This is a genomic window from Pseudoalteromonas distincta, from assembly GCF_005877035.1.
GTDB classification, from domain to species: domain Bacteria; phylum Pseudomonadota; class Gammaproteobacteria; order Enterobacterales; family Alteromonadaceae; genus Pseudoalteromonas; species Pseudoalteromonas distincta.
The window spans coordinates 16,899-37,982 of record NZ_CP040558.1 but is presented as its reverse complement, the minus strand read 5'-3'; the positions used below and the strand labels follow the sequence as shown (position 1 = coordinate 37,982).

15 protein-coding genes and 3 rRNA genes are annotated in these 21,084 nt (G+C 42.0%); 4 read left to right on the top strand and 14 right to left on the bottom strand.

Annotated features, from left to right (window positions below):
* Positions 1-2: 2 nt before the first annotated feature.
* From FFU37_RS00145 to gspC, 11 genes are all read right to left on the bottom strand, one after another.
* Positions 3-476, bottom strand: a complete 474-nt coding sequence (locus tag FFU37_RS00145; protein ID WP_024596393.1) for a type II secretion system protein M — start codon at positions 474-476, stop codon at positions 3-5.
* Positions 473-1,681, bottom strand: coding sequence for a type II secretion system protein GspL (gspL, locus tag FFU37_RS00140; RefSeq protein WP_039488555.1), 1,209 nt, complete (start codon positions 1,679-1,681; stop codon positions 473-475). The genes FFU37_RS00145 and gspL overlap by 4 nt, the downstream gene beginning before the upstream one ends.
* Positions 1,678-2,667 (bottom strand): type II secretion system minor pseudopilin GspK, encoded by a 990-nt coding sequence (gene gspK / locus FFU37_RS00135; protein ID WP_024596391.1) that lies wholly within the window; start codon positions 2,665-2,667, stop codon positions 1,678-1,680. Before gspK ends, gspL begins: the two co-directional genes overlap by 4 nt.
* Positions 2,660-3,298: a type II secretion system minor pseudopilin GspJ gene (gspJ, locus tag FFU37_RS00130; protein WP_002962041.1), complete on the bottom strand. Its 639-nt coding sequence runs from the start codon at positions 3,296-3,298 to the stop codon at positions 2,660-2,662. The genes gspK and gspJ overlap by 8 nt, the downstream gene beginning before the upstream one ends.
* Positions 3,299-3,673 carry a type II secretion system minor pseudopilin GspI gene (gspI, locus tag FFU37_RS00125; protein ID WP_002962039.1) on the bottom strand — a complete coding sequence of 125 codons (375 nt, stop codon included), beginning with the start codon at positions 3,671-3,673 and terminating at the stop codon, positions 3,299-3,301.
* Positions 3,673-4,260: a pilus assembly FimT family protein gene (locus tag FFU37_RS00120; RefSeq protein ID WP_039488557.1), complete on the bottom strand. Its 588-nt coding sequence runs from the start codon at positions 4,258-4,260 to the stop codon at positions 3,673-3,675. Before FFU37_RS00120 ends, gspI begins: the two co-directional genes overlap by 1 nt.
* Positions 4,261-4,309: 49 nt before the next feature.
* On the bottom strand, positions 4,310-4,732 hold the full coding sequence (gene gspG, locus FFU37_RS00115; RefSeq protein ID WP_002962036.1) for a type II secretion system major pseudopilin GspG: 423 nt from the start codon (positions 4,730-4,732) through the stop codon (positions 4,310-4,312).
* Between the two features lie 81 nt (positions 4,733-4,813).
* On the bottom strand, positions 4,814-6,049 hold the full coding sequence (gene gspF, locus FFU37_RS00110; protein WP_002962033.1) for a type II secretion system inner membrane protein GspF: 1,236 nt from the start codon (positions 6,047-6,049) through the stop codon (positions 4,814-4,816).
* A 2-nt stretch (positions 6,050-6,051) separates the two neighbouring features.
* Positions 6,052-7,617 (bottom strand): type II secretion system ATPase GspE, encoded by a 1,566-nt coding sequence (gene gspE, locus FFU37_RS00105; RefSeq protein WP_138488392.1) that lies wholly within the window; start codon positions 7,615-7,617, stop codon positions 6,052-6,054.
* On the bottom strand, positions 7,610-9,673 hold the full coding sequence (gene gspD, locus FFU37_RS00100; protein WP_039488559.1) for a type II secretion system secretin GspD: 2,064 nt from the start codon (positions 9,671-9,673) through the stop codon (positions 7,610-7,612). Before gspD ends, gspE begins: the two co-directional genes overlap by 8 nt.
* Before the next feature lie 23 nt (positions 9,674-9,696).
* The gene (gene gspC / locus FFU37_RS00095; RefSeq protein WP_002962029.1) at positions 9,697-10,638 is read right to left on the bottom strand and encodes a type II secretion system protein GspC; all 942 of its coding nucleotides are present in this window, start codon (positions 10,636-10,638) and stop codon (positions 9,697-9,699) included.
* Positions 10,639-10,847: 209 nt separating this feature from the next.
* Here gspC and hslR point away from each other — a divergent pair, with 209 nt between their 5' ends.
* From hslR to FFU37_RS00075, 4 genes are all read left to right on the top strand, one after another.
* A complete protein-coding gene (gene hslR / locus FFU37_RS00090) occupies positions 10,848-11,270 on the top strand; it encodes a ribosome-associated heat shock protein Hsp15 (RefSeq protein ID WP_002962027.1) in 423 nt (140 codons plus the stop codon).
* A gap of 12 nt (positions 11,271-11,282) precedes the next feature.
* Positions 11,283-12,128 (top strand): Hsp33 family molecular chaperone HslO, encoded by an 846-nt coding sequence (hslO, locus tag FFU37_RS00085; RefSeq protein ID WP_002962025.1) that lies wholly within the window; start codon positions 11,283-11,285, stop codon positions 12,126-12,128.
* A 271-nt stretch (positions 12,129-12,399) separates the two neighbouring features.
* Positions 12,400-13,938: a phosphoenolpyruvate carboxykinase gene (locus FFU37_RS00080; protein ID WP_039488561.1), complete on the top strand. Its 1,539-nt coding sequence runs from the start codon at positions 12,400-12,402 to the stop codon at positions 13,936-13,938.
* A 182-nt stretch (positions 13,939-14,120) separates the two neighbouring features.
* Entirely contained in the window at positions 14,121-15,242 is a 1,122-nt protein-coding gene (locus FFU37_RS00075; RefSeq protein WP_138488391.1) for a PepSY-associated TM helix domain-containing protein, read from the top strand.
* Between the two features lie 826 nt (positions 15,243-16,068).
* Here FFU37_RS00075 and rrf read toward each other — a convergent pair.
* From rrf to FFU37_RS00060, 3 genes are all read right to left on the bottom strand, one after another.
* Positions 16,069-16,183: ribosomal RNA gene (gene rrf / locus FFU37_RS00070) — 5S ribosomal RNA — on the bottom strand.
* A 143-nt stretch (positions 16,184-16,326) separates the two neighbouring features.
* A 23S ribosomal RNA gene (locus tag FFU37_RS00065) occupies positions 16,327-19,215 on the bottom strand.
* A gap of 298 nt (positions 19,216-19,513) precedes the next feature.
* Positions 19,514-21,049, bottom strand: a 16S ribosomal RNA gene (locus FFU37_RS00060).
* The 16S, 23S and 5S rRNA genes sit together here, the layout of an rRNA operon.
* Positions 21,050-21,084: the final 35 nt, after the last annotated feature.

The window sequence follows — 21,084 nt, the reverse complement described above, 5'->3', positions numbered from 1 at the left end:
AATTAATTCTCTAATACTAAACGGCTTACGCGCACATAGCCTGATTTATCATCGCGACTTAAATCTAAATTTTCAATTTTTAAACCATGCTGATTTACTAGCTCATCTAGCCATTCTATTAACTGATTAAACTCTACTGAGTCAAGCGTCAAACGAAGTGAATCACTACTGGGCTGCATTTTACTAATATTGATTTTATAGCGTCCACGAGTAGAGTTTACCACTTGGCTTAAGTTTGTATTGCTAGCAACACTGGTGTTGCCTGCAGCCTTTAGCTTAACAATACTGTCATCAACCCAAGCTAATAGCTCTTGTTGTTTAATTTGAGATTGCTGTGCTTTTTCTATCGCGTTATTTAATGGCCTAAATATTCCCATTACTAAAACAAAAATAATAAACACGCCACCAGCGACCATTACCAATTGTTGTTCTTGCTCTTTAAGCGAACGCCACTGTTTCATTAACTGCTTTTTCATACTGCACCTCGCAGTTTAATTTCACCTACGACATAATCACCGTCATTATTTAAAGACCCTTGCTCAACAGTTAAACCTTGCTTTTCAAGTATGATTTTTACTTTACCAAAAGTTTGGAAGTCTTTAGCCCGTGCACGAATTCGCAGCTCATTGCGACGTTTGTCATAACGAAGTGTTTCAGGTGTAAACTCGCTGACTTGCGAAAATACATCAACCAAATTAGTCGTTAAGTCTAAAAAGCCGGATTCACTTGAGCCTTGTATTTTATCTAACGCGCCTTTAATTTGGCTTTTAATTAGATTAGGGCGAACTTTAGTTCCCGGAAATGCTTTTTGATATCTGTCGACTACTTGAGCTTTAGCTACTTCTACTTGTGTATTAAGTTGGTGTAACTCAATAGCTTTTATTGTAATTGTAGAAACCAATGCAACACTTGCTATAATTGCGGCGCCTTTCCAGTAACCCCACCACAAAGCGCTTTGTTTTTTAAGCTGATACATACCTTGGCGTAAGTTAAAATTAACGCTATCTAACTGTTTTGCAAATAATGCTAAAGGTAAGTCGTAATCGCTTGTTTGGGCTTGTAAGTTAACGCTTTCAGGAAACTGATTAGCAGGACTAAAATGTTTAATGTCGGGGTTACCCATGGCTGTTAAATAGCCATTCAACCAACTAGATTCAACCGCACCAATATGCCACTGCCCTTGCTTAAACAACCATTGGTTGTTGAGCTCAATAGCAGTTACGGCGCCATCATCTGCAAGCGGTAACAACAAAGCATCGGGTAATATTCTGTATACTGATAGATTATGCTCAGCAAATAATGCAAGCCATTGTTCAAACCATTCACGGTCTGTCATTGCTACACGAATTGCATGTTGCTCACCAAGCATTGTCGGCTGCGCTACTGCTATAAACAGTTCATCTACGTCACATGCTATATCTTCTTCAAGCATGTATGGCAATGCTTGCTCAAGCTTGCGATTCCATTTTGTTGGCAAAGCGACCGTTTTTAATTGCACTTGGTCACTGGGTAATAACACGACAACTTCTCGGGTAAGTGCTTTTTCGCTTAGCTCACTTAAATGCTCTGCATTTGGTAACTCGCCACTAGCTATTATTTCTTGTTCTTGTGGTGAGTAAATTAACCAGTTAAGTAATTCTTGTTCGGTTTGACCCGTGCGGATCAACAGTATTTCTGTCACTGTACGCCTCCAAATTTTCGCGCCAGTATCGTTACGTCGCCGTCTTTAGCGTGCAGTAATGTGGTCATCGAAAAACGCAGGTCGACAAAGTTTGCCTGCGTTTGTAATTTAAAATATTCGCTTTTAATACTAAATAGACTTTTTATTGAGTCAGTATTAGTACCGCCTTGCTGCTTCACCTGTTCAAAAAATTCATCGATGGTGTCAAATCCAGTTTGCGGTCTTGCGCCTAACACCGCTTCTGCGCCAGATAAGCTCAAGCTTTCTATTAAGGCACTGAGTATGAGCGCTTGCTCTGGCAATAATGTATTTACGTTAATTGATAAAAGCGTACTGCCTGGTATTACACATACATATGGCAATACTTTTTCCATCACTAATGGGTTAAAGCCCTTAACTAAACGCAGCTCCGATGTTGATGCAAATAAACTATTGGCTGTCATATACGGAAAATCTCGTGATAAGTACTCGTCTTCTTCTGCGCCTGAGCGATACGTAATACTGTTCTCATCAAGCCAATCAAATACGCTATCTGCCATTGTCTCTTCTGATTCGTCAGCAGGTAAATCTTCAATGTTTTCAAGTAATGCAAAGAGTGCTTTGTGTGCAGGGTTTGTTTTACTTGCGCTATTTTCTTCTGGCGCTATGGCTAAAGCATTTAAATTTAAACATGCTTGTAAATCTGTAATTTTGCCACTTAACGTGCCGTTATCAACAGGGTATGAAGCATCTCCTTGAGTTGCCCACACTTGATCGAGTGTTGTTTTATCGGCATCATCTTTTTTACTTTGTATTAGCCCTTTAATAGCAAGCTCTTCTGCACCGTAGGCGTACCATTTAGCTTGTTGGTGACCTTGCAAGTTTGTACTTTTTTGCACTTGAACCATTAAATTAGCACTCATTTCTACTGCTAAAATAGCCGCTAATGCCACAATAAATAAAACAATAACAAGTGCTGCGCCGCGCGATGATTGCTGCTTAACCATTATTCACATCCGTAGTTTGTGTAGCAACAACTTTGCCTTGCCCAGGAACTAAAAATACACGACGAATTGGCTCTGCTTCTATTTGTTGCAACGTAACAGCAACCGCTTTAGGGAGGGCTTTAATTTCCCACTGTTCTTGCCATTCGTTTTTATCATCTAAAAACTCAAACTTAAGTTCTTCAACATTTTCTAGCACACGTTGAACTCGCGGCTCCATATTATCAAGCTGATCAACATAAACCCGATAAACACGCTCAAGATTATCGTCAATTACTCTATAACCAACAGCTTGTAGTTCTGAACGTGGCAATAAGTTAATTGGATTTATCCAGCCATCTCGTACAAACGCGATACCATCGTATTGGCTTTCTAAAACGTAACGACCAGCAAGTAAATATTGTTCTTGAACATCACCCGATTCATTGCGAACTGCGCGTTTGGTCATTTGGCTAAAATCTTGATCCATTAATCTAAATGTTGTTTGCAATCCATTTAGCTCAGCGATCTTTTCATCGGAGGCATCTTTTGCTCTTGTTGTCGTCTCGAGTATTTGATGCGTAGCAATAATAACAAAAGCTAAAATACCCAGTGCAACCATAACTTCAAGTAATGTAAACCCGCGCTGCTTCACTTACTTTTTGCCTTTATTTAAATACGTTGATAACTCATATGCTGAATGCTCATATTTTTCATCCGTAAAAACATTTATGGTTAGTTTTACAAAGCTTTTGTCAGCAGTGGCTGTAACTTCTTGTTGCCAAAACCATTCAACACCGCCCATTACTTCGCTGCCTTTAAGGTTATTTTTACCTTGCCATTGTTCGCCTTTAGTACGCTGTTCAATAATAACGTTTTCGGCGACCCAAGATGCATAGGTTTGCTCTTCAATAGTCGTTAAGTGGTGTATATGCTCGCTTGTTGCTTGCATTGCAGCTATACCCGCCATGGCACAAATACTTAATGCCACTAACACCTCTAATAAGGTAAACCCTTTAGTGCGCTTCATTATTCTGGCTCTCGGCGAAAGTTTACTGGTGCAGTAAATTCACCTTCAATGTAATACACAGGCTCGCTTTGCTCTTTTAACTCTAATATAAGTTGAAACGCGCTTACCTCACCTGATGACAAAATAAGTACTTGTGGGATTTTTAACTTTTTAAGCTCAAGTAAACTGTCTTCATCGCCGCCGCTCATAAGCTCGCGCCAGTTAGATTGCTCTAAGAGGTTATCTTGCGCCCACGCTAAATCTTCTAAGTTAAGCGTGAGCTTTAATCTTTCATCTAATTCTATTGGTTTAAAAAGATCTTCACGGTCAAAAGTAATCCACTTTTCACCATCGAAAACTAAATACTCTAATGTATTTTCTTCTACTAATAAGCCCAATTCAACTTGGTTTAAAATAGCAAATTCCGATGCCATATTAATGGTGGTATGCAGCCTTAGTGCTTGAGTATCTAACTCCTCCTCAGCACCGCCTTCTAAGCTATATACCACCATTTTGGTGGCAAAAGCGATGATCACTAATACCACTAAAATTTCTATTAAACTAAAGCCTCTGCTTTTTGCATGGCGCTGCTTAAGGCTTGCTTTCATAGCAAGCCTCTAGCATTAACATGTTCATACAGAACGGTGTACTTAGGCATTATTGTTTTTCTTCGTCCCAATTACCGATATCGTCATCAGTACCTGCTTCACCGTCTGGGCCCATAGAAAAAATATCAAACTTGCCAATTTCACCTGGGCTAATTAACTGATAAGTATTACCCCAAGGATCTTCTGGTAATTCATTAATAAAGCCACCATCAGGGAAACGTTTTGGAACCGGTTCAATGCTTGTTTGGGTAACTAGCGCTTCAAGACCTTGCTCTGTGCTTGGGTAGCTCTTATTTTTAAGCTTGTACAAGCTCATTGCATCTTCTAATTGCTGGATATCTAGATGTGCTTTATCAATAGCAGCCTCTTCTTGCTGACCCATAATGTTAGGTGCAACAATTGACATAATCATCCCGATGATAACCAGTACCACCATCACTTCTAGTAAAGAAAAACCTGATTGTTTATTCACGTAATTACCTCATTATTCTAAAAACATTAAGTAAAAATGGTTTAGGTAAAACCACTAATATATTTAAAAACTTATTCTAACTTAAAGTCCAACAGCTTTATTCATCGCCATTATTGGCTGCAATATTGCCATTACTATAAATAATACAATAACCGCCATTGAGGCGATCATCGCAGGCTCTAGTAGTTTAAGCGATACATTAACCATGCTCTCAAATTCGCGATCTTGGTTATTTGCAGCACGCTCTAACATTTGCTCTAGTTCACCTGATTTTTCACCACTTGCTATCATATGCAGCATCATTGGTGGAAACAACTTAGTTTGCTGAAGTGCAGCTCTTAAGCTTGCACCCTCACTCACTCTATCGGATGCATCTGCAACCGCTTTTTTAATTTTTTCGTTGATTAATACGCCACCCGAGATACGCATTCCTTCAAGTAATGGTACCGAGCTTGACGATAAAATACTTAAAGTACGCGCAAAACGTGCGGTGTTAATACCACGAGCCACTTTACCTATACCTGGCATATGTAGCACTCGGTCATCCCACCAAAAACGTATTTTAGGCTGCTTAAGTGCATGCTTAATACCAATGGCTATAGCTGTAATCGCTATTAAACTAATAAACCAATAATTTTGCACAAAATGGCTGCCTGCCATAACCCATTCGGTTGTCCAAGGAAGTACTTGTTTCGTTTTTTCAAACGTTTTTAATATTTTTGGTACTACGGTACCCAGTAATACCGACACAATACCAATTGCAAATACCACTAATATAATAGGGTAAACCATAGCCTGAGTTATTTGGCTACGCATATGTTGGCGCTGCTCGGTATAGTCGGCTAAACGATTAAGAACTTGGTCAAGGTGACCCGACTTTTCGCCTGCGGCTACCATTGCACGATATAAATCGTCAAAAACATGAGGAAACTCACTAAGACCATCGGCAAGGGTGTAACCTTCAACTACTTTTGAGCGTACCGACATAAGCATCCGCTTTAAACGCGGCTTTTCGCATTGCTCAGCAACTGCCATAACAGCGCCTTCAACAGGGAGTGCCGATTGAATAAGTGTTGCTAATTGCCTTGTAATTAATGCTAAGTCTGAGGTTGAAATTGTCGGCTTAAAAAAGCCACCGAGTAAAGGGGCCTTTTCGCCTTTGACCTGTTTATCACTTTGCGCCGCAGGAACAACTTCAAGCGGCGTTAGTTTTTGATCACGTAAAGTTTGGCGGATTTGTTTAGCTGTATCGGCTTCTAAAATGCCTTTTTTTTCTTTACCTCGGCCATCTAAGGCACGATATTCAAACGCCGCCATAGTTAACCTTCCTCACGGGTAACACGCAATACTTCTTCAAGTGTTGTTTTGCCTACCAGTACACGGCTACACCCATCTTGACGAATACTTGGGCTGCGCTTACGAATGTATTTTTCTACGCTTTGCTCGCCTTTACCGTTGTGAATCATTTCGCGTATGGTTTCATCAACTACAAGTAACTCATGAATACCTGTACGACCACGGTAACCATTAAAGTTACACTCCTCGCACCCCACCGCTCGATAGATTGTCGGTTGGCTTTCAAAAGGAACCCCTAACAGCTGGCATTCATGCTCATCAGCCGTGTGACCTTCTTTACAGGTATTACATAACGTACGTACTAAGCGTTGCGACAACACACCGAGTAACGACGATGAAAGTAAAAAGGGTTCAACACCCATATCTTCCATACGTGTAATTGCACCCGATGCGGTATTTGTATGCAAGGTAGACATAACAAGGTGACCGGTAAGTGACGCTTGAACACCAATTTGCGCAGTTTCAAGGTCGCGTATTTCACCCACCATTACTACATCTGGATCTTGACGTAATATTGCACGTAAACCACGTGCAAATGTCATATCAACTTTTGCATTAACTTGTGTTTGCCCAATGCCTGGAATTTCGTACTCTATCGGATCTTCAACGGTAAGAATATTACGATCGCGTGAGTTAATTTGGCTCATACCAGCGTATAAAGTGGTACTTTTACCAGAGCCCGTAGGCCCTGTTACCAAAATAATGCCGTGGGGTTTACTAATTAAATCTGAAAACAATGCGCGATTTTCTGCGGTCATACCTAAATCTTCAAGGTTTAAGCGCGCGTTGTTTTTGTCAAGTAAACGCAGTACTACACGCTCACCAAAGCTCGATGGCATTGTAGATACACGCACATCAACTGCACGCCCAGCAATACGTAAGCTAATACGACCATCTTGTGGAATACGTTTTTCAGCTATATCAAGCTTAGCCATTACTTTAATACGAGATACAAGTAACGATGCAAGTTTACGATTAGGCTTAAGTACTTCTTTAAGCACGCCGTCGACCCTAAAGCGAATAACAAGCTCTTGCTCGAAGGTTTCGATATGAATATCAGAAGCCCCTTCTTTAATCGCTTCACTTAGCATGGCGTTAATAAGCTTGATGATTGGTGCATCATCGTCACCAGCAAGTAAATCTTCAGTTTGCGGGAGCTCATCAGCAAGTGAGAATAAATCAACCTCGTTGCCAATATCCTCCATCATTTGTTGCGTTTCAGAGCTATCACGTTGGTATGACGCTTCAAGCAATAGCTCAAATTTATCATCATCCAATTGCTCAAGTGTAAAACCATGGCCTGCGATACGGCGTACTTCTAATAGTACCTCCACATCTAGCTCACCACGGTAGTAAACTATACGATGATCTTTGTTTTTACCAAGCAACACACCTGCGCGTCTTGCATAGGAAAATGGCAAACGCTTTGCTGGTAACTCAACTAACACATCACTCGTTAATAGCTCATCCTGATTATGCGTTTGAGGATGAACCACATCTTGGTTTATCTCTTGAATCGCATTAGTCATCTTTACGCTCTTGTGCATTTTGTTTACGTAGAGACTCTTCATACGTAGGTGGAAGTACCAGTTCGTCATTCCACTCAGGTAAAATAGGCGTATCCGTCATTGGCATTAACTCAATACCGTCTTCTTTTTGTTTGAACTGCTCACCACGAATAAAGTTATATTTATTAAAGCTTAACTTATTCATGCTTACACCATCACGAATAATGGTTGGGCGAATAAATACAATAAGATTACGCTTACGACGCGTTGTATTTGTTGATCTAAACAGGTGACCTAATATAGGGATATCGCCTAATAACGGTACCTTAGAAACACTTTCTTGTACGTCTTCGTCAATTAAACCGCCAAGTACAACCATACCGCCATCATCGGCCATAACCGTTGTTTTAATTGCACGTTTATTAACTGAAATATCAACAGCAGTTGCACCACTTACGCTCGATACTTCTTGCTCAATAGTAAGTTGTACTGCAGAGCCATCGTTAATCTGTGGCGTAACTATCAGTTTAATACCGACTTCTTGACGCTCAACTGTTTGAAATGGGTTAGCATTATTACTGCCCGTTTGTGAGCCTGTAATAATAGGCACTTCTTGACCGACTAAAATAGAAGCTTCTTCGTTATCCATTGTAGTAATAGAAGGGGTAGCCAAAATATTTGAATTTGTATCAGTGGCAACAGCCTGAATAATTGCGCCCCAATCATTTTTAACAACGCCCAGCGCTAAACCATTAATGCCACTTAGCAATGAAGCAAGCGCATCATAGTCACCCTCAGTCGTTTCGTCATAACTAGTAACGGTTCCAGTTTCTGTACCAATGATAGTTTTAGTTACGGTTGTATCTTGTGCTTGCTCTGCAGCAACAGCTAATGAACCCACGGGAACCGTAGTGCCGTTGTTAAACTGCAACATACCGCCCTGCTCAGAAATCCACTGCAGGCCTAAGTTAACCCCGTCGCCTTCCATTACTTCAATAATAATGGCTTCAACTAGTACTTGGGCACGGCGAATATCAAGGCGTTCAATTACAGATTCAAGTGATCGCATTGTGTCTGGCTGTGCGGTAATAATTAATGAGTTTGAGTCAGGGTGAGACTCTATACTGCTTTCATTATTGCTTCTGCTACGAGTTTTAGTAGTACCGCCTTGTGCATCTTCAACAAGGGACTTACTAACACCTTGCAATACTTTGACCAAATCTTCAGCTTTAGCATAATTTAAGTAAAACACCTTGGTGTTACCTTGGCTTTCTAGCTCACCATCTAAGCGCTTAATGAGCTCAATAGCACGTGTACGTGCTTGGCCTTCACCACTTACAATAACGCTATTAGTTCGGCCATCAGCCACAACTTTTGGAATTAAGAATTCAGGTACGCTACCTTTACCGCTGTCTTTATAAATATTATCTACCACAGAGACAACATCATCTGCCGTCGCATATTTAAGCTTAACGATGTCTACACGCTTGTCACCCGCCTGATCAACAGAACGAATGATCTCAACTAAGCGATTAACCGATGCTGCATGACCCGTTAGCATCATAACGTTAGCCGCATTAAAGTTGGCAACGTGGCCACCATCTTTTTGATCGCTAAATTGACGAACCAAAGGGCCAAGCTCTTGTACACTTACATTTTTAACACGTACAACACGTGTAATCATCATGTCGCCGCTAGCTTCACTACCTTCGTCAATAAGTGGTACATTTGATTTTTTGGCGTCTGAACTTTTTTCTATCTTAATTATGCCATTGTCCATTTCAACAGCTGAGTAGCCATAAACTTCCAATACATTTAAGAAGAACTGATAATAAAGTGCTTCGTCCATTAACTCATAGCTGCGAACATTTACTTTGCCGCGCACGTTAGGGTCAATAATCACTGTTTTATTAAGGTTTTTACCAACAATATTAATAAACTCGTTGATATCAGTTCCTTTAAAGTTAGCAGCATATTCAACAGCAGAAACAGACAAAGAAATACTTGCCGCCAAAAAAAGTGCTGCGTACTTAGCTAACCCTTTTTTAATTTTTTTGAGGTGTAGCACCTGAACCATTATATTAAAACTCCAAAGCTAAATTATTGCAGACTAAATTGCACATCAATTTGTTCACCATCACGTTCTATAGTGATATTGGCATCTGTACTATTACGCAGCTCGTTGATAGCTGACATAGCCTGTTTTAAATCTGTTAATTGATAGCCATTTATAGAAATAGCCAAATCGTTATTTTTTAATCCCATTTGTTTAAACAGTTCAGGCTCTTTACCTGGACTTAAACGATATCCGATTAGTTCGCCATCATTCATGGCTTGTGAAACACGTATATAGTCAAATAATTTGCCTGGCTCTTCGAGCAGCTCTTCACGTGTTTCTATAATTGCTTCTTTAACGTCTGGATCTGCAGTAGCATCTATTTGTAGTTCACTTGGCTCTAATTTTTGCGGACCCATTTCAGCATCATCACGGGCAGCGAGTACTGGCATAGATACCGTTTTATTAAAATCGAGTCCATCAAGCATCAATGTCTCAAAACGCCCATTAACATTCAAAATAACACGATCAGGTAATATTTGTGCTACTTCAGCGCGCGTGCCTAATACAACTTCTTCAACAAGATAGCTTACTTGCTTACCTTGTGATTCAATAATTGCGATACCTGCTTTATCATCGTTATTAACCGCTACAATACCGGTTAAATTTATACTTAGGCGTGTTTCTGGCGCATTGTTTATAACCTGCGATTGCTTTGCAGTATTATTGTTGTTTGTTACAGTTTTTTTACCAAATAAGAATTGCTCAACAATATGCTGCGCAGAGTTATTACTCGCACCAGATGACTGATTAGCATGATGGCTAGGGGTAAGCAGAGTTATCGGTGGTTTTGGCCACAAAAGCCAAACAAGTTTTGATAATAAAAATGCAAGATAAACAACAACTAAGAGTGTCACTAATGCACTTAACTTAGCATGCGGTAAACGAGTTAAAAATTGTTTTAGTTGTTGGATTTGCTGTTCCATAAATAGTGTTCTTATTTTAATTTACTGCGTTAGCGCGTACCCATAGTACCCTTTCATTTTTCTTTCAACAAGCACACTAATATTAAACTTTGTAAACAGATTAAATTAACTTTACATAACCGTATAAAAAGTAAACGGCTGTTGTAATACCTTCATCCTACGATGATTTCATGATAAATTTTAAGCTATAAAACGTGGGGAAATGCCTTATGAGTAAAAAAAGTAACGCTAATACCAACTCAGACCATGCGGATGGGTTAAAAGTTCGATTAGATAAATGGTTGTGGGCTGCGCGATTTTATAAAACTCGTGCTATTGCACGTGAAATGGTACAAGGCGGCAAAGTGCATTATAATGGACAACGTACAAAAGCGAGTAAAATAGTAGAAGTTGGCGCAAACATAAAACTTGCACAAGGAGTAGATGAAAAGCTGATAACCATACTCTCAGTGCTTGAAAAACGCCAAAGCGCCCCCATTGCACAGACCATGTATCAAGAATCTGATGCCAGTATTGCTAAACGCGAAGAGAACAGCATCGCACGCAAAAATAACAGCTTTTTTGCCCCCCATCCGGATAAAAAACCGGATAAAAAGCAAAGACGCGAACTTTTAAAAATGAAATCAAGTTAGGTATAGCCGCTCATGCAACAAGATTTACTTCACCGTTATTTATTCAACGAACTAGATGTTCGTGGCGAACTCGTACAAATCGAGAGTGCTTATAATGAAATGATTGCCGACCATAATTACCCAGATCCTGTTAAAGCATTACTTGGTGAGTTACTCGTTGCAACCTGTTTACTTACTGCTACCTTAAAGTTTGAAGGTGAAATTGCTGTACAGCTTCAAGGTGATGGCCCAGTTAAATATGCTGTTATAAATGGTGATGACAAACAAAATATGCGTGGTATTGCACGCCTGCAAAGCGAAATTACGGGCACAACTGTAAAAGAGCTTATTGGCCAAGGCTATATGGTAATCACTATTACCCCTGAAAAAGGTGAACGCTACCAGGGTATAGTGCCGCTAGAGCATGATACTCTTAGTGAATGTATCGAAAGTTACTTTGAGCAATCTGAGCAGCTAAAAACACGTCTTTGGTTTGCAACTGACACTACTGAAGGTAGCGCAAAAGCATGTGGTCTATTTTTACAAGTGCTTCCAGTTGATAAACAAAAATCAATTGAAGACTTTGCACACCTAGAAGCATTAAGTAACACGATTAAAAATGAAGAGTTGTTACACTTAGATGCGAACACTGTTCTTACACGTCTTTATCACGAAGATAATCCTCGCGTATTTGAACCTCAAGCTATTAAATTCAAATGTGGTTGTAGTCGTGATAAAACAATTACTGCACTTGTTAATATTGGACAAGAAGAGCTACTCAAAGATGTAGCTGAGAAAGGGACTGTTAACATTAACTGTCATTACTGTTTAAAAGAGTATGTTTTTAACGAACAAGACATAAAAAGCATTTTCAATTAAATGTTCAGCTTCATTTATATATAGTAATTAAAGCCGCAAAATATGCGGTTTTATATTATAAAAAGATGATACCGGTGTCATGAATTTTGTTAATTTACTGACACCGGTATCATTGAAATTATTCATGTTTTTTAGCAAATATATGTGTTTTTAGAGGCTTTACGGGCTCGAATATCTCAAAACCTTCTGTTACTATAATTTCAGCTTAAGGGCACTGATAACCCCAGAGCTATCCCGTTCAAACTCTCACACATTATAGTTAGGTATAAACATGACTACAGGCGCTACACGTTTTGTCGATTTAACCGCAGCTGAACTTGTCGAGCATGCGATCCGCCGTGGCGAAGGTACTTTAGCCGCAAATGGTGCTTTTGTTGCAATTACAGGAAAACGAACTGGCCGTTCACCAAAAGATCGTTTTATTGTTCAAGAAGCGACAACTCAAGATGACATTCAATGGGGCAACGTTAACCGCCCATTTGATGCAGAAAAATTTGACGCATTATGGGCTCGCGTAGAAGCACATGTTCAAAGTAATGACCACTTCACCTCTCACCTAGAAGTTGGCGCTGACCCTGAGCATTATCTACCTGTAGTCGTAACTACAGAAACAGCGTGGCACCATATTTTTGCCAAAAACATGTTTATCGAACCACAAAACTATAACGCCTCAAACTTACCACAATGGCAAGTAATGAACGTTCCTTCGTTTGTATGCGAGCCGGAACGTGATGGCACAAATAGCGATGGCACCGTTATTATTAACTTTGCACAGCGTAAAGTATTACTAGCAGGTATGCGCTACGCCGGTGAAATGAAAAAATCGATGTTTTCTGTACAAAACTTCTTACTACCAGCAAAAGGTGTATTACCAATGCACTGTTCTGCTAACGTTGGTGAAGCAGGCGATACAGCATTATTCTTCGGTTTATCTGGTACGGGCAAAACAACTCTTTCAGCAGATCCTACTCGCTTTTTAATTGGTGATGACGAACACGGTTGGGCACCTGGAAGCGTGTTTAATATTGAAGGCGGTTGCTATGCTAAATGTATCGACCTGTCACAAAAGAACGAACCTGTAATTTGGAATGCAATTCGCTTTGGTACTATTTTAGAGAATGTAGTGCTAGATGAAAAAGGCGTTCCAGATTTTAACGACACTAGCCTTACTCAAAATAGCCGTGCAGCATATCCACTTGAACATGTTGAAAAACGTAAAGTTGAAAACCGCGCAGGCGAACCAAAAGCTGTTGTATTTTTAACTTGTGATGTAAGCGGTGTATTACCACCGGTATCTGTTCTTAGCGAAGAAGCTGCTGCTTTTCACTTTTTAAGTGGATACACAGCTAAAGTTGGCTCAACTGAGATTGGCTCTACTAGCGATATTGAATCAACGTTTTCAACCTGCTTTGGTGCGCCATTCTTCCCACGTCCTGCTGGTGTTTACGCTGAGCTTCTTATGAAGCGTGTACGCGAGTTTGGCGCTAAAGTATACCTTGTGAATACAGGTTGGACTGGCGGTCCTTACGGCACAGGTAAGCGCTTCGATATTCCGACTACTCGCGCAGTAGTTGATGCAATCGTATCGGGTAAATTAGCCGGTGTTGAAACTCAGCACATTGATGTTTTAAACCTAGATGTACCGGTAGCAGTTCCAGGTGTAGATACTAACCTACTTAATCCTATAAATACGTGGGAAGATAAAGCTAAGTACAATGAATATGCAGCAAAACTTGCCGCTGACTTCACTGAAAACTTTGCTAAGTATGACGTATCAGACGATATAAAAAATGCAGGGCCAAAAGCTTAAATAAGCTTCAAGCTTGTATTTTAACGCCAGCCAAGGGCTGGCGTTTTACTTTCTAAATACCTAATTTAATAAGTGCGACAAAATGCCGCACAACTCATATCAAAAACCATATAATATACCGCGTAATTAATCATTCCTTAATACCCAATAAAACTGCATTACTCATTACGGCTATTTAATTAATGACACTAAAGCTTTCATGGCGAAAAACATTCAGGCGGTTACATTTATACTTAGGCCTATCAGTAGGTGTTTTACTTACTATTATCACTCTTTCTGGCTCTATATTAGTTTACTATCCGCAAATAGACTTACTGCTAAATCCAGCAAATGACGCTACTACAAACATAAAAACGCCTAATTGGGATCAAGCATATAATACGCTAAGAGCCAATTTCCCTTCAAAGCAAGGGCCATGGCGATTAGAAAACACAGGTATAAATTCAGTAATTCCCGCGCGATACTACAATCCAATAGAAACAAAAGAGCAAGGCTTTGCCCCCTTAATGGTATGGCTATCTAGCAGTAGTGATAAAGTAATACGTAAAAACTATTGGGGAAAATACTTAGTAACTTGGATGTACAACTTACATTTTTCATTACTAACAGGAGCAACGGGCACTCTCGTCGTTGGCTATATAGGCATAGCCTCAATAGTTCTTCTTATCTCTGGATTCTTTGCTTGGTTTCCAAAGCCTGGGCAGTGGGTAAAGGCACTAAAATTTAAATCTCGTAGCTCTAAAATAGGCTTGCTATACGACTGGCATAAACTAATTGGTTTAACCTTCTGCATACCGCTACTAGCTTTAACTGTTACAGGTGTTATGCTCGCTATTCCAAAACAAACAGATCCTATATTAACCGCTCTAGTTAGCGATATAAACTCCCCACCAAAAACACAAATTCAACCGAGCAAACAAACCGATATTTCTTTATCACAAGCGGTATTAATAGCTGAAAAAGCATTACCGAATGCGCGTTTAGCTTGGATTGAAACACCATCAAACTTAAATGCTATTTACAGATTAAGATTTCAAACTGTAAACGATCCTTCGTATCGCTTTCCACATAGCTATATAGAGGTTAATGCACTTACAGGAAAGTTAGAGAGCGTGTTTAATATAGATAAGCAAAGTACGGCTAGTAAAATAAAAAACTGGATACACCCTCTACATGATGGCAGCATTGGCGGTAACATTTTAAAAGTCATTTGGGTGTTAAGTGGCTTCGGATCTGCTGCATTGTTCATTATCGGCGTATATAGGTGGTTAATTAGAACCAAGAGAATACAAAATAAACTTTAGCTGAAGGAGTACATGAATTGCTTTTCAGTAAGTTTTGTCGATAGTTTTTAATATAAAGTATATGGCCTTCGTTAATCTTAGGATTAAAAATTAATAACGCTCAGTACATATCAAATTAAAGCAGCCCCTAAACGCCTATCTGGCTATAAAACAATTAATGAAGGGTAGTTAATACTGCAAGTTTAGATAGGCACTCCATGAACACTATTATTTAAAAACCTCATGCCCCTTAGATTTAAGCTCTATGTGTAAAACCTCTGTATCAATCTCTACCTAACTATTTTTATTCTCTTCAGTAACCTACCCAAAGCGTATATAAGGGCTTAAAGTTCATGTTCAATACTTATCACAAGACCAGATAATTAACGCTTTTATATTAGGTCAGATGTTAAACCAATTGGTATTATTTACCCATAAGTACAAATGCTACCACTCATTGTCGAGCGGAGGTTTTTTATGCTTTTGACGTCGGGAGTCGCTACGCTCGCCCGACCTACGTGATGGGCGTTACTGTCAGTGTGTGTTAATTGCGCACATTTCACTTTTTTCAGACGTAAAAAAGCCCGACTATTTCTAATCGGGCTCTCTACAATTTGAAGCCTGGTAATGTCGTAGTGCCCACAGCGGTGGAGAGTCACTTAGCAAATGCTACTTTATTGGCCGACTGAAATACTGAGAAGTTTTGTTGTGATTTTAACGTCGGGAGTCGCTACGGCCGACCTACGTGATGGATGTTGCTGTGAGTGTGTATTAATTGCGCGTATTTCACTTTTCTGCAGACGTAAAAAAGCCCGACTATTTCTAGTCGGGCTCTCTACAATTTGAAGCCTGGTAATGTCCTACTTTCACATAGCAAATGCTACACTATCATCGGCGCTGTTTCGTTTCACTACTGAGTTCGGCATGGAGTCAGGTGGGTCCAAAACGCTATTGTCACCAAGCAAATTTGGGCGTTAATACGTATTTCTGCGCACTAACTGAATTTGGAAAATATCTGATAATATTTTTTAAGTCTTTTCAGTAATATCTACTTTAGTCATATTAACTTCTGTCAAACTGTCGCATAAAACGCGTTTGGCGTTGTATGGTTAAGCCTCACGGGTAATTAGTACAAGTTAGCTTAATGGCTCACACCACTTCCACATCTTGCCTATCAACGTTGTAGTCTTCAACGGCCCTTCAGAGACTTTAAAAGTCTAGTGAGAACTCATCTCGAGGCCTGCTTCGCGCTTAGATGCTTTCAGCGCTTATCAGTTCCGAACGTAGCTACCGGGCAATGCCATTGGCATGACAACCCGAACACCAGCGGTTCGTTCACTCCGGTCCTCTCGTACTAGGAGCAACCCCTCTCAATTCTCAAACGCCCACGGCAGATAGGGACCGAACTGTCTCACGACGTTCTAAACCCAGCTCGCGTACCACTTTAAATGGCGAACAGCCATACCCTTGGGACCGACTTCAGCCCCAGGATGTGATGAGCCGACATCGAGGTGCCAAACACCGCCGTCGATATGAACTCTTGGGCGGTATCAGCCTGTTATCCCCGGAGTACCTTTTATCCGTTGAGCGATGGCCCTTCCATTCAGAACCACCGGATCACTATGACCTACTTTCGTACCTGCTCGACGTGTCTGTCTCGCAGTTAAGCTGGCTTCTACCATTACACTAACCGTACGATGTCCGACCGTACTTAGCCAACCTTCGTGCTCCTCCGTTACTCTTTAGGAGGAGACCGCCCCAGTCAAACTACCCACCAGGCACTGTCCGTAACCCCGATTCAGGGGCCAACGTTAGAACATCAAAACTACAAGGGTGGTATTTCAAGGTTGACTCCACAACAACTAGCGTCGCTGCTTCAAAGTCTCCCACCTATCCTACACATGTAGGTTCAATGTTCAGTGCCAAGCTGTAGTAAAGGTTCACGGGGTCTTTCCGTCTAGCCGCGGGTACACAGCATCTTCACTGCGATTTCAATTTCACTGAGTCTCGGGTGGAGACAGCGTGGCCATGGTTACACCATTCGTGCAGGTCGGAACTTACCCGACAAGGAATTTCGCTACCTTAGGACCGTTATAGTTACGGCCGCCGTTTACCGGGGCTTCGATCAAGAGCTTCTCCCTAAGGATAACCCCATCAATTAACCTTCCGGCACCGGGCAGGTGTCACACCGTATACGTCATCTTGCGATTTTGCACAGTGCTGTGTTTTTAATAAACAGTCCCAGCCACCTGGTCACTGCGGCTCCCGTCCGCTTAGAGAGCAAGTCTCATCACAGATAGGAGCGTACCTTCTCCCGAAGTTACGGTACGATTTTGCCTAGTTCCTTCACCCGAGTTCTCTCAAGCGCCTTAGTATTCTCTACCTGACCACCTGTGTCGGTTTGGGGTACGATTCCATATAATCTGAAGCTTAGAGGCTTTTCCTGGAAGTATGGCATCAACAACTTCATCACCTTAGTGACTCGTCTCGTGTCTCAGTCTTAATAGCAACCCGGATTTACCTAAGTCGCCAACCTACTCACTTTCACATGGACTACCAACGCCATGCTTGTTTAGCCTGCTCCGTCCCCCATCGCAATTATATCGAGTACAGAAATATTAATCTGTTTCCCATCGACTACGCCTTTCGGCCTCGCCTTAGGGGTCGACTTACCCTACCCTGATTAACATGGGATAGGAACCCTTGGTCTTCCGGCGTGGGAGTTTTTCACTCCCATTATCGTTACTCATGTCAGCATTCGCACTTCTGATACGTCCAGCATACCTCCCGGTACACCTTCAACCGCTTACAGAACGCTCCCCTACCACTCAGAATAAATTCTGAATCCGCAGCTTCGGTGCATAGTTTAGCCCCGTTACATCTTCCGCGCAGACCGACTCGACCAGTGAGCTATTACGCTTTCTTTAAAGGATGGCTGCTTCTAAGCCAACCTCCTGGCTGTCTGGGCCTTTCCACATCGTTTCCCACTTAACTATGACTTTGGGACCTTAGCTGGCGGTCTGGGTTGTTTCCCTCTTCACGACGGACGTTAGCACCCGCCGTGTGTCTCCCGGATATTACTTTACGGTATTCGGAGTTTGCAAAGGGTTGGTAAGTCGGGATGACCCCCTAGCCTTAACAGTGCTCTACCCCCGTAAGTATTCGTCCGAGGCTCTACCTAAATAGATTTCGGGGAGAACCAGCTATCTCCCGGTTTGATTAGCCTTTCACTCCTAGCCACAGGTCATCCCCTAACTTTTCAACGTTAGTGGGTTCGGTCCTCCAGTTGATGTTACTCAACCTTCAACCTGCCCATGGCTAGATCACCGGGTTTCGGGTCTATACCTTGCAACTAGTCGCCCAGTTAAGACTCGGTTTCCCTACGGCTACCCTATTCGGTTAACCTCGCTACAAAATATAAGTCGCTGACCCATTATACAAAAGGTACGCAGTCACCCAACAAGTGGGCTCCTACTGCTTGTACGTACACGGTTTCAGGTTCTATTTCACTCCCCTCACAGGGGTTCTTTTCGCCTTTCCCTCACGGTACTGGTTCACTATCGGTCAGTTGGGAGTATTTAGCCTTAGATGATGGTCCACCTATATTCAGTCAAAGTTTCACGTGCTCCGACCTACTCGATTTCACTTAAAATGTCTTTTCATGTACGGGACTATCACCCTGTATCGTGGCACTTTCCAGAGCCTTCCATTAACACATAATAAGCTTAAGGGCTGTTCCGATTTCGCTCGCCGCTACTTTCGGAATCTCGGTTGATTTCTTTTCCTACGGGTACTTAGATGTTTCAGTTCTCCGCGTTCGCCTCGTTAACCTATGTATTCAGTTAACGATACCTGCAAGCAGGTGGGTTTCCCCATTCGGAAATCCTAGTCTCAAGCGCTTTTTACTAGCTTGACTAGGCTTATCGCAAGTTAATACGTCCTTCATCGCCTCCAACTGCCAAGGCATCCACCGTGTACGCTTAGTCACTTAACCATACAACCCAAACGGGTCTTTGTTTTGTGACAGTTTAACTTCGCCAGAAGTTAATATTGAATACTAAAGTAGATACCAATCAATCAACTCATAAGAGTTAACTAAATGGCACTGAATGGTACTGCTACCATTCTTTTTTTACTTTTGAAAACTCTTGATAAATACAATGTATCTATCAGAATTTTATTATCAGCTTTTCCAAATTTTTAAAGAGCATATTAATTAGTTATTCCGAAGAACAAGCACTAATTAACAATCATCTGTGTGGACACTACGAACAAATAAGTTCTAAATCGTATAAGGAGGTGATCCAGCCCCAGGTTCCCCTAGGGCTACCTTGTTACGACTTCACCCCAGTCATGAATCACTCCGTGGTAAACGTCCTCCCAAGGGTTAGACTATCTACTTCTGGAGCAACCCACTCCCATGGTGTGACGGGCGGTGTGTACAAGGCCCGGGAACGTATTCACCGCGTCATTCTGATACGCGATTACTAGCGATTCCGACTTCATGGAGTCGAGTTGCAGACTCCAATCCGGACTACGACGCACTTTAAGTGATTCGCTTACTCTCGCGAGTTCGCAGCACTCTGTATGCGCCATTGTAGCACGTGTGTAGCCCTACACGTAAGGGCCATGATGACTTGACGTCGTCCCCACCTTCCTCCGGTTTATCACCGGCAGTCTCCTTAGAGTTCTCAGCATTACCTGCTAGCAACTAAGGATAGGGGTTGCGCTCGTTGCGGGACTTAACCCAACATCTCACAACACGAGCTGACGACAGCCATGCAGCACCTGTATCAGAGCTCCCGAAGGCACCAAACCATCTCTGGTAAGTTCTCTGTATGTCAAGTGTAGGTAAGGTTCTTCGCGTTGCATCGAATTAAACCACATGCTCCACCGCTTGTGCGGGCCCCCGTCAATTCATTTGAGTTTTAACCTTGCGGCCGTACTCCCCAGGCGGTCTACTTAATGCGTTAGCTTTGAAAAACAGAACCGAGGCTCCGAGCTTCTAGTAGACATCGTTTACGGCGTGGACTACCGGGGTATCTAATCCCGTTTGCTCCCCACGCTTTCGTACATGAGCGTCAGTGTTGACCCAGGTGGCTGCCTTCGCCATCGGTATTCCTTCAGATCTCTACGCATTTCACCGCTACACCTGAAATTCTACCACCCTCTATCACACTCTAGTTTGCCAGTTCGAAATGCAGTTCCCAGGTTGAGCCCGGGGCTTTCACATCTCGCTTAACAAACCGCCTGCGTACGCTTTACGCCCAGTAATTCCGATTAACGCTCGCACCCTCCGTATTACCGCGGCTGCTGGCACGGAGTTAGCCGGTGCTTCTTCTGTCAGTAACGTCACAGCTAGCAGGTATTAACTACTAACCTTTCCTCCTGACTGAAAGTGCTTTACAACCCGAAGGCCTTCTTCACACACGCGGCATGGCTGCATCAGGCTTGCGCCCATTGTGCAATATTCCCCACTGCTGCCTCCCGTAGGAGTCTGGGCCGTGTCTCAGTCCCAGTGTGGCTGATCATCCTCTCAAACCAGCTAGGGATCGTCGCCTTGGTGAGCCATTACCTCACCAACTAGCTAATCCCACTTGGGCCAATCTAAAGGCGAGAGCCGAAGCCCCCTTTGGTCCGTAGACATTATGCGGTATTAGCAGTCGTTTCCAACTGTTGTCCCCCACCTCAAGGCATGTTCCCAAGCATTACTCACCCGTCCGCCGCTCGTCAGCAAAGTAGCAAGCTACTTTCTGTTACCGCTCGACTTGCATGTGTTAGGCCTGCCGCCAGCGTTCAATCTGAGCCATGATCAAACTCTTCAATTAAAAAGTTTTATGTCTTTCGACAGCTCAATGAATTC

Excerpts from the sequence above, each read along its gene's own strand:
- gspC (WP_002962029.1), bottom strand. The coding sequence starts at position 10,638 with ATGGAACAGCAAATCCAACAACTAAAACAATTTTTAACTCGTTTACCG.
- gspE (WP_138488392.1), bottom strand. The coding sequence starts at position 7,617 with ATGACTAATGCGATTCAAGAGATAAACCAAGATGTGGTTCATCCTCAA.
- FFU37_RS00145 (WP_024596393.1), bottom strand. The coding sequence starts at position 476 with ATGAAAAAGCAGTTAATGAAACAGTGGCGTTCGCTTAAAGAGCAAGAA.
- hslO (WP_002962025.1), top strand. The coding sequence starts at position 11,283 with ATGCAACAAGATTTACTTCACCGTTATTTATTCAACGAACTAGATGTT.
- gspI (WP_002962039.1), bottom strand. The coding sequence starts at position 3,673 with ATGAAGCGCACTAAAGGGTTTACCTTATTAGAGGTGTTAGTGGCATTA.
- gspF (WP_002962033.1), bottom strand. The coding sequence starts at position 6,049 with ATGGCGGCGTTTGAATATCGTGCCTTAGATGGCCGAGGTAAAGAAAAA.
- FFU37_RS00075 (WP_138488391.1), top strand. The coding sequence starts at position 14,121 with ATGACACTAAAGCTTTCATGGCGAAAAACATTCAGGCGGTTACATTTA.
- FFU37_RS00080 (WP_039488561.1), top strand. The coding sequence starts at position 12,400 with ATGACTACAGGCGCTACACGTTTTGTCGATTTAACCGCAGCTGAACTT.
- hslR (WP_002962027.1), top strand. The coding sequence starts at position 10,848 with ATGAGTAAAAAAAGTAACGCTAATACCAACTCAGACCATGCGGATGGG.
- gspD (WP_039488559.1), bottom strand. The coding sequence starts at position 9,673 with ATGGTTCAGGTGCTACACCTCAAAAAAATTAAAAAAGGGTTAGCTAAG.
- gspK (WP_024596391.1), bottom strand. The coding sequence starts at position 2,667 with ATGGTTAAGCAGCAATCATCGCGCGGCGCAGCACTTGTTATTGTTTTA.
- FFU37_RS00120 (WP_039488557.1), bottom strand. The coding sequence starts at position 4,260 with ATGAAAGCAAGCCTTAAGCAGCGCCATGCAAAAAGCAGAGGCTTTAGT.